Genomic DNA, 13026 nt, shown 5'->3' with positions numbered 1-13026 from the left:
GGGCACCATGGCTGACATCCTGCTGGTCCACGGATCCTGCCACGGCGCCTGGTGCTGGCGCGATGTCCTTGGCCCGCTGACCGACCTTGGCCACCACGTGCGCGCCATCGACCTGCCGTCGCATGGGGAGGACCCCACGCCGCTCGGGGACGTGACTCTCGACCTCTACGCCCGCGCGATCCTGGACGCGCTCACAAGGCCCACGTTGGTCGTCGGCCATTCCATGGCCGGCTACCCGATCAGCCGCGCCGCCGATCTCGATCCGTCGCGGATCGCACGGCTGATCTATCTATGCGCCTATGTGCCCTGGCCCGATCACAGCCTTGTCGACATGCGCCTGCGCGCGCCGCGCCAGCCGATCCTCAAGGCACTCGAAAAATCCGCCGACGGACTCAGCTTTTCCATCCGGCCCGAGCACGCCAGGGAAGTGTTCTATCACGATTGCCCCGACGACGCGGTTCAATATGCGCTGGATCGCCTTTGTCCCCAGGCGATTCTGCCTCAGGCCACCAAGATCACTCTGGGCGCCAACTACGCCAGCGTCCCGCGCAGCTATATCCGCTGCACCGAGGATGGCGCCGTGCCGCCGGAATTCCAGGCCACCATGGCCGCCGATTTCGACCCTGACACGGTCGTGCATATGCAGACCTCGCATTCGCCGTTCCTGTCCGACCCCGCAGGGCTCGCCCGGACCATAGACGCACTGGCAACCCCATGACCGCATCGCTTTTCGACAGCGCGCTTTATGCCAAACTCCTGCCCACGGGCGAGGCTGCGCGGCTTTTTTCCGACACCGCCGAGGTTCGCGCCATGCTGCTGGTCGAAGGCGCACTGGCAAAGGCGCAAGGTGCCGCGGCAATTATCCCCGAGATCAGCGCCGCCGCGATCCACCGCGCCTCGCTCGAACTGCAGATTGACCCCGCCGGTCTGGCGGACGCGACGGGCCGGAACGGTGTCAGCGTGCCCGCGCTCGTCGCCGCGTTCCGGCAGCTCATGCAGGCGCCGGAACACGCCCAGTACATCCATTGGGGCGCCACCAGCCAGGACATCATCGACAGCGCGCTCATGCTGCGGCTGCGGCAGATGCTGGCGATCTACGACCAGGGGATGACCGCGACCGTGAAGGCGCTGGGTCAGCTGGCGGACAGACATGCCGACACGCCCATGGCCGCGCGCACCTACGGCCAGCACGCCACCCCCACCAGCTTTGGCGCGGCGGTGGCCGGCTGGGGTCAGCCGCTGCTGGCGGCCTTGCAGGATCTGCGCACGCTGCAGGCCGACGGGCTGCCGGTGTCGCTTTCGGGTGCGGCAGGCACGGCGACCGAGCTGGGCCCCGACCCCGCCGCCCTGCGGGCAGAGCTTGCCGCCGCACTCAACCTGCAGGATCCGGGCCGGTCCTGGCACAGCGACCGCACGCCGGTCCTGCGCATCGCGGCGGTGGTGACGCGCGCCTGCACGGCGCTGGGCAAGATGGGTGAGGATCTGCTGCTGGCCACACAGTCCGGCATCGCCGAACTGCGGCTCGATGCGGCGGGCGGGTCGTCGACCATGCCGCAAAAGCAGAACCCGGTGGCGCCGTCGGTGCTGGTGGCGCTGGCGCGGCAGGCGGTCGGGCTCAACGCCACGCTGCAGGGCACGGCGCTGCACCGTCAGCAACGCGACGGGGCGGGGTGGTTCACCGAATGGATGACGCTGCCACCGCTGTGCCTTTCGCTCGCCTCGGCCCTGATCCACGCGCAGCGCTTGGCCGAAACGCTGGCCCCTGACACCGAGGCGATGCGCGCCACGCTGGACAGCGCGCAGGGGCTGCTGGCCGCCGAGGCGCTGTCCTTCGCGCTGACCGGGCGTATGTCGCGGCCCGACGCGCAGGCGGCGGTCAAAACGCTTTGCCAGCAGGTCATCGCCGACGGCGGGCACCTGCGCGATGCGGCGCTGGCGCAATGGCCCGACATCGACCCCGGGCTCTTCGATCCGGCCCGCCAGCTTGGCACCGCGCCCGCAGAGGCGCGCGCCTTTGCCGCCGCCTGCCGACAGGTCTAGGCCGACGTGATGCCGCTGTCGGTGGTCTTCATCCTGATCACGGTGATGATCGACGCCATGGGCTTGGGCCTGATCATCCCGGTCATGCCCGCGCTCATTCAAGAGGTCACGGGCGGCCCGCTTGCCAATGCGGCGCTTTGGGGCGGGGTGCTGACCACGGTCTTTGCGGTGATGCAGTTTCTTTTCGGACCGCTGGTCGGCAACCTGTCAGATCGCTACGGCCGCCGCCCGGTGCTGCTGATCACCCTGGCGGTGATGGCTGCCGATTACCTGGTGATGGCGGTCGCGGGCAGCATCTGGCTGCTGCTGGCCGGGCGTGTGGTGGGTGGGATCACCGCCGCCACGCAAAGCACCGCGACCGCCTACATGGCCGATATCTCGAAACCCGGGGAAAAGGCGCAGAACTTCGGCCTGATTGGCGCGGCCTTCGGCCTTGGCTTTGTCATCGGGCCGCTGATTGGTGGCGCTTTGGGCGAATTCGGCACCCGTGCGCCGTTCTACGCGGCTGCGGCCCTGGCGGCGGCCAACGGCGTGCTGGGCTATGTCGTGCTGACGGAAACCGTGACCGACCGGATCCGCCGCCGCTTTGACTGGCGGCGCGCCAATCCGCTGGCGGCGTTCCGGGCGCTGAACCTTCTGCCCGGGATCGGGCGCGGGCTGCTGATCTATTTCCTCTACCAGGTGGCGTTCTTCGTCTATCCGGCGGTCTGGGCCTATTTCGGCGAGGCGCGGTTCGGCTGGGATCCCGGCATGATCGGCCTGTCGCTGGCACTTTTCGGGATCATGATGGCCATCGTGCAGGGCTGGCTGATCCGCCGCATCCTGCGCAGGCTGGGCGAACGCGGCACGGTGATCTACGGGCTGGTTTTCGACCTTTTCGCCTTTACCGCGCTGGCCTTTGTCACCTCGGGCACGCTGGCGCTGATCCTGACGCCGCTGGCGGCGCTGGGGGCGGTGATCACCCCCGCGCTGCAGGGTATCCTGAGCCAGGCGGTGCCCGACGACCGGCAGGGCGAGTTGCAGGGCGTCATGACCTCGGTCAGCGCCGTGGCGATGATCGTGTCGCCGATGCTGATGACGAGCGTCTTTGCCGCCGCGACCCATCCCGGGGCCACGCTCTCTTTCCCCGGCGCGCCCTTCCTGCTGTCCACGGCACTTATTGCCGTGGCGCTGGCGGTGTTTCTGCGCCGCGACCGGCCCGCCCCTGCGTAACCCGCGGTCAAACCGACATCCCGGGTCGCTTTCGCACTTGAGCCTGCCCGCCCGGCGGCGCACCTTGCCAGGAACCACTGCGAAAAGAGGTCCCATGCCCGCGATCAAAGCTGCCGTCTGCACCACCCATAACGCGCCCCTCGAGATCGAAACGCTGGAGCTGCGCGCGCCCGAAGCGGGCGAGGTCGAGGTGACGCTCGAGGCGGTGGCGATCTGCCATTCCGACATCCATTTCGCCGAAGGCGCCTGGGGCGGCGACCTTCCGGCGGTCTTCGGCCACGAGGCTGCGGGGCGGATCACCGCCGTCGGCGACGGCGTGACCGGGGTAATGCCGGGCAACCGCGTGGTTGTGACCCTGATCCGCGCCTGCGGCACCTGCCGCAACTGCGCCAGCGGCAGGCCCACGATCTGCGACACGCCCAACCCCGCACCGTCGCCGCTCCGGCGGTCCGACGGCACGCCGGTGGTGCAGGCGATGAACTGCGGCGCCTTTGCCCAACGGGTGGTCGTCGATCAAAGCCAGGTCGTGCCACTGCCCGACGACATGCCGGCGGAATCCGTGGCGCTGATGGCCTGCGGGGTGATCACCGGCATCGGCGCGGTGGTGAATGCCGCCAAACTGCGCGCGGGCGAGGATGTGGTGGTGATCGGCGCGGGCGGTGTCGGGCTCAACGCCATCCAGGGCGCGCGCATCGCCGGGGCCCGGCGCATCGTCGCCGTCGACATGTCCGAGGAAAAGCTGGAAATTGCCCGCGACTTCGGCGCTACGGACGGCGTGCTGGGCAGTGGAAAAGCCCCGTGGCGGCAGGCGCTCAAGGCGATGGGGCGCGGCGCGGATGCGGTGATCGTGACCGTGGGCGCGGTGCCCGCCTATAACGACGCGCCGCGCTATCTGGGCTGGGGCGGGCGCATGGTCATGGTCGGCATGCCGCATTCCGGCGCGATGGCGGAATACGAACCGGTGGTGCTGGCCTACATGGCGCAGGGCATGACCGGGTCCAAGATGGGCGACGTGGTGATCCGCCGCGACATCCCGTGGATGGCGGACCTCTACCGTCAGGGGCGGCTCAAGCTCGATGAGCTGGTGTCGGGGCGCTGGACGCTGGACCAGATCAACGAGGCCATCGCCGACACCAAGTCCGGCGGGGCCAAGCGCAACGTGATCCTGTTCTGATCCGCCTCGTCCTCAAGGAGCTGCCGCGATGAAACTGCAAGACCTCGACATCATCGTCACGGCGCCGCCAGCCCCGGGCTGGGGCGGGCGCTACTGGATCCTTGTGAAGCTGACCACCGACAGCGGCATCACCGGCTGGGGTGAATGTTACGCCGCCTCGGTGGGGCCGGAAGCGATGAAGGCGGTGATCACGGATGTTTTTGCCCGGCACATGGAGGGCGAGAGCCCCGAGAATATCGAGCGGATGTTCCGTCGCGCCTATTCGGCGGGCTTCACCCAGCGGCCCGATCTGACCGTCATGGGCGCGTTTTCGGGGCTCGAGATCGCCTGCTGGGACATCCTTGGCAAGGCCCGCGACCGGCCGGTCTGGGCGCTGCTGGGCGGGATGATGAACGAGCGGATCCGCGCCTATTCCTACCTCTACCCCCTGCCCCGGCACAAAATGTCCGAGTTCTGGACCAGCGCCGACATGGCAGCCGAGTCCGCGCTGGATCTGGTGGCGCGCGGCTACACGGCGGTGAAGTTCGACCCGGCTGGCCCCTACACGATGCGCGGCGGGCACAGCCCGGCGATGACGGATATCGACACCTCGGTCGCCTTCTGCCGCGCCATTCGCGAGGCGGTCGGCACCAAGGCCGATCTGCTTTTTGGCACGCACGGGCAGTTCACCACCTCGGGCGCGATCCGGCTGGGCCAGGCCATCGCCCCCTATCAGCCCTTGTGGTTCGAGGAGCCCGTGCCACCCGACTCGGTGGCGCAGATGGCAAAGGTCGCGGCCGCCCAGCCGGTGCCCGTCGCCACCGGCGAACGGCTGACCACCAAGGCCGAATTCGCGCCCATCCTGCGAGAAGGCGCCGCAAGCATCCTGCAGCCTGCGCTGGGGCGTGTCGGCGGCATCTGGGAGGCGAAGAAAATCGCCGCCATGGCCGAGGTCTACAACGCCCAGATGGCGCCGCATCTTTACGCAGGCCCCGTTGAATGGGCCGCAAATGTGCAGTTCGCGACGTCGATCCCGAACCTGCTGCTGGCCGAAACCATCGAGACGCCGTTCCACAGCGCCCTGATCCGCAACGGCATCCGGATCGAGGACGGCTTCATCCTGCCACCGCAGGCGCCCGGCCTGGGCATCGAGGTGGACGAGGCGCTGGCCCGTGCCCATCCCTACACCGGAACCGGCCTGCATCTGGAGATGCAGGAGGCGCCGTGCGACTATCGGAACGGCAACAGCTTTGCCGGGGGCGCGCCACCGCAGGACCCTTGATCTTGATCCCCTGCGCCGCCACTATGGCGTATCCGCAGAGGACCCGCGCCCGTGACCGAGCAGACCAAGATCGACACCCCCGGCCCCGACATGGCGCAGAATGCCGCCAGCGCCGCGGCCTATCTCAAGACCCTCGCACACGAGGGGCGGCTGATGATCCTGTGCCATCTGGGCGACGGCGAGAAATCGGTGGGCGAGCTTGAGGCGCTGCTGCAGATGCGCCAGGCCGCGGTCAGCCAGATGCTGGCCCGCCTGCGGGACGAGGATCTGGTGACCACCCGCCGCGATGGCAAGACGATCTATTACCGCCTTGCCGACGACGACACGCAGCGAGTCATCGGCCTGCTTTACGAGATGTTCTGCAGCCCCAAGACGGAGCGTTAGCCGCCGGGATGGCTGCGCCATACGAGAGACGCTGTCTCTCGTGCTCTCTGAGGTTATTTGAACCGGAGAATGAGGGGGGCGTGGCGCCGGCAGGGCGCTGGGCAGTCCTAGCTGGGTGGGTCGGGGGCGCGGCCCGTGACAGCCCCTTCACCTCGGGCGGCGGGCGGTATCGACCGGAGCGTGTCGCGGCCGCCGCTCGGGCCGCGACAGGGTTTCCCGGATCAGGCGGCGGTTTGCGCCGCCTCGGCCCATTCCCAGGGGCGGGTGAAACCGCCCAGAACCTTGGCCACCTGCGCCTCGGACGCGCCGTTGGGCTGCAGCTGTGCGACCAGCCCGCGCTTCTTGTCGTCGGTCACCGACACCACCCGCGCGGGCACGTCCGCTTCGGCCAGCGCGGCGTTGTAGACCCGCGTGATCGCATGCTTGCGCAGGTCGGGCTTGAACACCTTGCCGACGGCGGTCTTGGGCAATTCATCGAGGATCGTCAGGTGCTTGGGCTGGGCGGCGCGTTCGTGCACGTGCAGCTTGCAATGCTCCAGCAACTCGGTCTCGGTCACCGTCGCGCCATCCACCAGTTCGACGAAGGCGCAGGGCAGTTCGCCCGAATGCGCATCCGGCTGGCCGATGGCTCCGGCAAAGGCGACCTGCGGATGGCCCTGCAGCGCCTCTTCGATCTCGGCGGGGTCGATGTTATGGCCGCCGCGAATGATCAGGTCCTTCGCGCGGCCGGTGATCCAGAGGTATCCGTCTTCGTCCAGCCGCCCCAGATCGCCGGTACGCAGATGCGTGTTCCAGTGATAAAGATCGGCGTTCTTGTCATCCTCGGTATAGGTGTGGCCGGGATAGACGCCGGGGTTGGCGACACAGATCTCGCCGATCTCGTCGACGCCGCATTCCTCGGGGCCGTTGCCCACCACCTTGACGATCTTGACATCCGTATAGGGGAACGGCAGGCCGACCGATCCGACCTTCTTGGTGCCTTCGGGCGGGTTGATCGACACCAGGCATGTGGCCTCGGTCATGCCGTAGCCTTCCATGATCTCGAGCCCGCACGCCTCCTTGAACCGTTTGAAAAGCTCCATCGGCATGGGCGCAGAGCCGGAAATGGCATAGCGCACGGCCGAAATATCGGCATCAATCGGGCGCTGCATCAGGGCGGCGACGGCTGTGGGGACGGTGATGACGTAAGTGACCTTCCAACGCTCGCAGAGCTTCCAGAAATTGTCCATCACACCGTCGCCGCGATAACCCTGCGGCGTGGGAAAGACCACGTGGCTGCCAGAGGTCAGCGCCGACATCAAAAGCGCCTGCGTCGCCATCACGTGAAACAGCGGCAGCGGACAGATCATCGTGTCCTTTTCGGTGAACAGCGCAGTGTCACCCAGCCAGCCGTTGTACATCATCCCGGAGAACCGGTGCTGCACGACCTTGGGCATGCCCGTCGTGCCTCCGGTGTGGAAATAGGCGACGACCCGGTCGGCGGCGGGATCCTCGAACTGCAGCGTCTTGGGCTGCTTGTTCATCTCCTTGTTGAAATCCTTGACCTCGGCGTGGCGGGAGCCTTCGACCTTGGGCCGGATCAGCGGCACGATCCAGGATTTCGGCGGCGTGAGATAGCGGTTGAGGTCGACCTCGAGCACCGTGTTGACACCGGGCGCATGGCGGCAGGCCTCGGCCACCTTCTGTGCCAGATCGGTCTTGGGAAAGGGTTTCAGCGTGACCACCACCCTGGCGCCGGTTTCACGCAGGATCGCGGCGATCTGTTCCGGCTCGAGCAGCGGATTGATCGGATTGACGATGCCCGCCACAGCGCCGCCCAGCAGGGTCAGCACCGTTTCATTGCAGTTGGGCAGGACATAGGCCACCACATCCTTTTCCCCGACGCCGAGGCTGCGGAACAGGTTCGCGGACTGGGTGACCTTGTCGCGCAGCGCCGTCCAGCTGAGCGTTTCGGCCTTGTCGGTGGGACCCGAGGTCAGCTGGTAACTGACGGCGGGGCGCTGCGGATGGGCGTCGGCGGTACGGCCCAGCAGCCGGTGCAGGGTCTTGGGCAGGTCCCGCTCTTCCCAGGTCATCTGCGCCTCGATGTCGTTCCGGTCGGCGATCGATGCAAAGCTCATGCCGTATCCTCCCTAAGTCTCCCTCGCCGCCTTTTCCCGGCGGCTTCCCGCGGTACTGTGGAAAGGAAACGCAGATCACGCAAGGGTGGTGGACGCTGCGGCAGTTCGGCTCTGACGCAACGTCCGGGACAGGCGTACACGAAAACGGGCCCCCGTGGGGCCCGTTGACTGGTCTGACGCCGGCGAGACCTGCGTCAGAAGCTGAAGTCGTCCGCGCTCAGGTCCGCGATGCGCACATCCTCGATCAGGATGTCGTGATTGCCAAAGCTGATCGCCACCCCGTCGGCGGTGTTGCGCATGTCGACATCGGCAAAGGAATCAACTGCCCGCAGGCCCGAAAGCTCGATCACATCCTCACCGGGCGTAAAATCGACGATCCGGTCGGATCCGCCCGCCGTCAGGTTGTTGAAGACGAAGGTATCTGCCCCGGCACCGCCGCGCAGTTCGTCATCGCCCAACCCGCCGTTCAGCGTGTCGTTGCCGGCATCGCCGAAAAGCTGGTCGTCGCCTTCGCCGCCGCCGACAAAGTCGTTGCCGCGGCCGCCATGCACCGTGTCGTTGTGATGGCCCGCGCCGATCCGGTCATCGCCGTCGCCGCCGTCGATCTCGTCCCAGCCGTAGCCGCCACCGATGGTGTCGTTGCCCGCGCCGCCATGGACCGTGTCGATGCCGTAGCTGCCGGCCAGCCGGTCGTTGCCATCGTCGCCCGACAGCAGATCGTCGCCCGCACCGCCGCTGAAAAGGTCGTCACCATCGCCGCCGGTGATCGTGTCGTTGCCGTCACCACCGCCCCCGCGGTCGTTGCCGTCGCCGCCATCGAGCATGTCGTGCCCGCCGCCGCCGCCCAGCCGGTCGTTGCCGCTGCCGCCATAGACCTCGTCATTGCCCGCACCACCCGGCAGGCGGTCGTCGCCGCCCATACCGGCCAGCACATCCGCGCCCGAGGTGCCTTTCAGCCCCTCATCGGCAGCAGTGCCCAATTGCAGCCCCGGCGTCGACAGCGGCACCGGAGAGGATTCCTGCGGGGCCTGCGGCTGCGAGGGTTGGGGTTCGGGGTCGGGTTCCGGTGCCGGTTCGGGCGCCGGGGCGGACGGGACCGAACCGCCCGCCGCGTCCTCGAGCTGGGCAAAGCTGTAGGTGCCGTCCTGAAAGGTGAAGACCTCGACGTTGCGATAAAGATCCGTGCCTTCGGCCGAGGTGATGCGCACCCCGCCACCGACGTAGGTGACCTTTACATCGTCGATCGAGGCGTCGGTATAGGCGGTGTCGCGCCCCGCCCCGCCATCGACGGTGTCGTTGCCGCCTGCCCCTTCCAGCACATTGTTGCCGTCGTTGCCGGTCAGGGCGTTGTCGGCGGCGTTGCCGGTCAGATCGAGATCCGCCACACCCAGAAGCCGCGCGTTGATCGCGTCGCGCCCCAGCAGCGTCATGTCAGCCGAGGACAGCAGCGTGTCGCCATCCACGAGGTCGAGCTTGACGTTGCCCGCGGTCACCCGCAGGCGCGCCTCGTAGGTGGCACCGCCCGAAGTGACGGTGACGACCTGCAACCCGTTCGACGCCAGTTCGACGGCGTAGCCGCCGGCCTGCGCGGTCTGGGCGCTGTTGCCGCCAATCTCGAACCGGACGCCACGGACACCTTCGCCGATGGAATAGAAGTCATCGCCGTCGTCGTCATTGTAGGCCACGCCCGTCAGGAAGCTGCGCCCGCCGGTGGTGGCGAAATTCTGCGTCTCCATCGCGGTGTTGAAGCCCTGGTAGTCACCGGTGGCGATACCGACGCCGACCTCGCGAAAGGCGCCGTCGAGGATGTTTTCGCGGTGTCCGTCGCTGCGGAACAGCGTTTCGTGCATCTGCCCGACCGCGGCATCAAGGTCGAGCCGCCCGGAGGTGCCCTGATAGGCCAGGTTTTCGCCCCAGGCCCAGGACCCGGTGAAATTGTAGCCCGCATCGGTCATCCGCGCACCTGCATTGCTGCCGCCCGCGCCGGTGTGGCTGAACGTGTCGGTATCGAGCATCCAGTCGGAATGATCGAGCGCCGCCGTGTGCAGCGCGGCCACGGGGGCAAGCGGCGTCAGCGCCTGATCGGGCAGGTTCATCCCGTTGATCAGGGCCTGATCGGTGATGCCCAGCCGACCAGGTTCCCCCGCAGGATCCAGCCGGGTCCGGTTCAGCAGTTCGATGGCCAATTGCTCATGGCTTGTGACAGTCACACAGTCTCTCCTCGCACACAGTTGCCCCAACAAACGACCCTCTGTCGTCGATGCGGCCCCAGTAAGGACAGTTCCGGGCAGAAGCGTGGTGAATTATGACGCGACTGTGGTCACGTCCGAAAACGCACGCCTGAGTTGCGTTCTCTGCACAGGTTCCAAGGTGCCGTCAACCGCGTCCGCCAGCGGTTTGTCGCCGGTCGCGGAAGCCCGCCGGACACTACTCCGCCGCCAGACCTTCGGTGAATTGCAGCCGGGCCAGCCGGGCATAAAGCCCGCCTTCGGCCACCAGCGCATCATGCGCCCCGGTCGCGACAATCCGGCCCTGATCCATGACGACGATGCGGTCGGCCTTTTTGACCGTCGCCAGCCGGTGCGCGACGATGATCGTGGTGCGCGTTTCGGCCAGCCGGTCCACCGCCTGCTGCACCAATCGTTCGCTTTCGGCGTCAAGCGCGCTCGTGGCTTCGTCCAGCAGCAGCACCGGCGCATCGCGCAGAATCGCGCGAGCGATGGCGATACGCTGTTTCTGCCCGCCCGACAGCATCACGCCGCGTTCGCCCAGCCAGCTGTCAAAGCCCTCGGGCAGCCGTTCGATGAATTCATGCGCCGCCGCCGCGCGGGCGGCGGCCTCGATCTCGGCATCGGTGGCATCCGGCCTGCCGAAGCGGATGTTCTCGCGGGCGCTGGCGGCAAAGATGACCGGGTCCTGCGGCACCAGCGCGATATGGCGGCGGAAGGCGTCGCGCGCCATGCCGTCAAGCGGCACGCCGTCAAGCGTGATCTGCCCTTCGTCGGGATCATAAAAGCGCTGGATCAGCTGGATGATGGTGGTCTTGCCCGCCCCCGAGGGGCCGACCAGCGCCACGGTTTCGCCCGGCGCGACGGTCAGGCTCACATGGTCCAGCGCCGCAGTGTCGGGCCGCGCGGGATAGGCAAAGCTCACGTCGTCAAAGGCGATGGCGCCGCGCACCGGGGCGGGCGGCGGTTGCGGCGTTTCCGGATCGCGCACCTCGTCCTCAGTCTGCAAGAGCTCGACCAGCCGTTCGGTGGCGCCCGCGGCGCGCTGCAACTCTCCGATCACCTCGGACAGGGCCGCGACGGATCCCGCGACCATCACCGCGTAGATCACGAACTGCACCAGCGCGCCCGGCGTCATGGCCCCCGCCCGCACGTCCCATGCGCCGATCCAGAGCACGCCGACGATGCCGGAGAACACCAGCAGGATCACGATGGCGGTCATCGCCGCACGGGTCCAGATGCGGCGGCGCGCCGCGTCAAAGCTCTTTTCCGTCACCTCCGCGAAGGCCCGGCGCGAGATCAGCTCGTGGGTAAAGGACTGTACGGTCTGCACCGCCCCCAGCGCCTCGGAGGCATTGCCCGACGACGCCGCGATCCAATCCTGATTTTCGCGGCTGAGCTTGCGCAGGCGGCGGCCCAAGGTCAGGATCGGCACGATCACAGCGGGCACGATCAGAAGCACCATCAGCGTCAGCTTCCACGAGGTGAAGAGCATCAGCACCAGCCCGCCCACGAAGATCAGCACGTTGCGCAGCGCGATCGAGATGCTCGACCCGATGACGCTGAGGATCAGGGTAGTGTCGGTGGTGATCCGGCTCAGCACCTCGCCGGTCATGATCTTTTCGTAGAACACCGGCGACAGGCCGATGACCCGGTCGAAGACCGACATGCGGATATCGGCCACGACCCGTTCGCCCAGCCGCGTCACCAGCGCATAGCGCAGCGCCGTGCCCACGGCCAGAAGCGCGGCGATCACGAAGGCGGCGGCGAAATACTGGTTGAGCAGCGCGCCCGACCCGTCCTCGAAATTGTCCACCACGCGGCGCACCGCAAGGGGCAGGATCAGTGACACGCAGGCGGTCAGCACCAGCGCCACCAGTGCGGCCATCAGCAGACCGCGATAGGGCAACATGAACGGCCAGAGCGCGCCCAGCGATCCGATCCGTTTCGATTTCGCGCGCTCGTCCTTGCCGCTGTCGGGTGCCGTTTCCCGGGCCATGCGCCCTCCTCATGAAAAACTGTCAGGATGTTTTGACACGCTCGTCCCGGGGGTCAAGCGCCCCGTCGCCGCAGTCGGGCGGAAATCCCGGGGAATCGCGGGCGCGGAGCCTGCGCGGCGCTACGAAAACAAAGGGGGAGCGTGGAGCGGGCGACGGGAATCGAACCCGTATCATCAGCTTGGAAGGCTGAGGTCTTACCATTACACAACGCCCGCACGACGTTGGAAGCGTGGTAAGTCATCCCTTCGAAAGCGTCAAGTAATCTGCCGGGGGAGTTTGCGCATCGCTCCCTGCGCTGGAACAGGAACGCCAGACGCGACGGACGCGACAGCAAGACCAGCGTGGCACTTCCCTGAGCCGGACGCTTTTCGCTGGCGCGCGTGTCAGCCCCGGTCAACCGGCGGCTGATCCTCCCATTTGTAGAAGAAAACGATCCCGGCCCAAAGGCCCAGGCCGCCAAAGACCGCCGCCCAGCCGGTGTTGCCCTGGCTGAATTCCACCAGCGCCCAGCCCGCGCAGACCGCGACCGTCAGAACCCGCCGCCAGAGCGGGTTGAAAAACGGGTGCCGCAGGTCAAACATGTGCGCCCCCGGCCGGCGTGCAACCG

At 67.4% G+C, this 13026-nt stretch carries 10 protein-coding genes and 1 tRNA gene; 6 read left to right on the top strand and 5 right to left on the bottom strand.

Annotated features, from left to right (window positions below; all coding sequences use genetic code 11):
• The first annotated feature begins 7 nt into the window (after positions 1-7).
• From ACOXXX_RS07980 to ACOXXX_RS07955, 6 genes are all read left to right on the top strand, one after another.
• Positions 8-718, top strand: a complete 711-nt coding sequence (locus ACOXXX_RS07980) for an alpha/beta fold hydrolase (protein WP_422826035.1) — start codon at positions 8-10, stop codon at positions 716-718.
• The gene (locus tag ACOXXX_RS07975; protein ID WP_422826034.1) at positions 715-2040 is read left to right on the top strand and encodes a lyase family protein; all 1326 of its coding nucleotides are present in this window, start codon (positions 715-717) and stop codon (positions 2038-2040) included. The genes ACOXXX_RS07980 and ACOXXX_RS07975 overlap by 4 nt, the downstream gene beginning before the upstream one ends.
• Before the next feature lie 9 nt (positions 2041-2049).
• Positions 2050-3252, top strand: coding sequence for a TCR/Tet family MFS transporter (locus ACOXXX_RS07970; protein ID WP_422826033.1), 1203 nt, complete (start codon positions 2050-2052; stop codon positions 3250-3252).
• Between the two features lie 94 nt (positions 3253-3346).
• Positions 3347-4426, top strand: coding sequence for a Zn-dependent alcohol dehydrogenase (locus tag ACOXXX_RS07965; protein WP_422826032.1), 1080 nt, complete (start codon positions 3347-3349; stop codon positions 4424-4426).
• A 28-nt stretch (positions 4427-4454) separates the two neighbouring features.
• On the top strand, positions 4455-5687 hold the full coding sequence (locus ACOXXX_RS07960) for a mandelate racemase/muconate lactonizing enzyme family protein (RefSeq protein WP_422826031.1): 1233 nt from the start codon (positions 4455-4457) through the stop codon (positions 5685-5687).
• Positions 5688-5777: 90 nt separating this feature from the next.
• Positions 5778-6071 (top strand): metalloregulator ArsR/SmtB family transcription factor, encoded by a 294-nt coding sequence (locus ACOXXX_RS07955; RefSeq protein ID WP_422826170.1) that lies wholly within the window; start codon positions 5778-5780, stop codon positions 6069-6071.
• A gap of 221 nt (positions 6072-6292) precedes the next feature.
• Here ACOXXX_RS07955 and ACOXXX_RS07950 read toward each other — a convergent pair whose 3' ends face one another.
• The 5 genes from ACOXXX_RS07950 to ACOXXX_RS07930 all read right to left on the bottom strand — a co-directional run bounded on the left by ACOXXX_RS07950 (position 6293) and on the right by ACOXXX_RS07930 (position 13000).
• The gene (locus tag ACOXXX_RS07950; RefSeq protein ID WP_422826030.1) at positions 6293-8191 is read right to left on the bottom strand and encodes an acyl-CoA synthetase; all 1899 of its coding nucleotides are present in this window, start codon (positions 8189-8191) and stop codon (positions 6293-6295) included.
• Between the two features lie 194 nt (positions 8192-8385).
• Complete coding sequence (locus ACOXXX_RS07945) at positions 8386-10401, bottom strand: CAP domain-containing protein (protein ID WP_422826029.1); 2016 nt, start codon at positions 10399-10401, stop codon at positions 8386-8388.
• A 217-nt stretch (positions 10402-10618) separates the two neighbouring features.
• Complete coding sequence (locus tag ACOXXX_RS07940; protein WP_422826028.1) at positions 10619-12418, bottom strand: ABC transporter transmembrane domain-containing protein; 1800 nt, start codon at positions 12416-12418, stop codon at positions 10619-10621.
• A gap of 142 nt (positions 12419-12560) precedes the next feature.
• Positions 12561-12634, bottom strand: a tRNA-Gly gene (locus ACOXXX_RS07935).
• A 168-nt stretch (positions 12635-12802) separates the two neighbouring features.
• Complete coding sequence (locus tag ACOXXX_RS07930) at positions 12803-13000, bottom strand: hypothetical protein (RefSeq protein WP_422826027.1); 198 nt, start codon at positions 12998-13000, stop codon at positions 12803-12805.
• Positions 13001-13026: the final 26 nt, after the last annotated feature.

It is taken from the genome of Thalassococcus sp. BH17M4-6 (assembly GCF_049323015.1).
Lineage (GTDB): Bacteria > Pseudomonadota > Alphaproteobacteria > Rhodobacterales > Rhodobacteraceae > Puniceibacterium.
The sequence above is the reverse complement of the archived record's forward strand: the minus strand, read 5'-3'. Positions and strand labels throughout refer to the sequence as shown.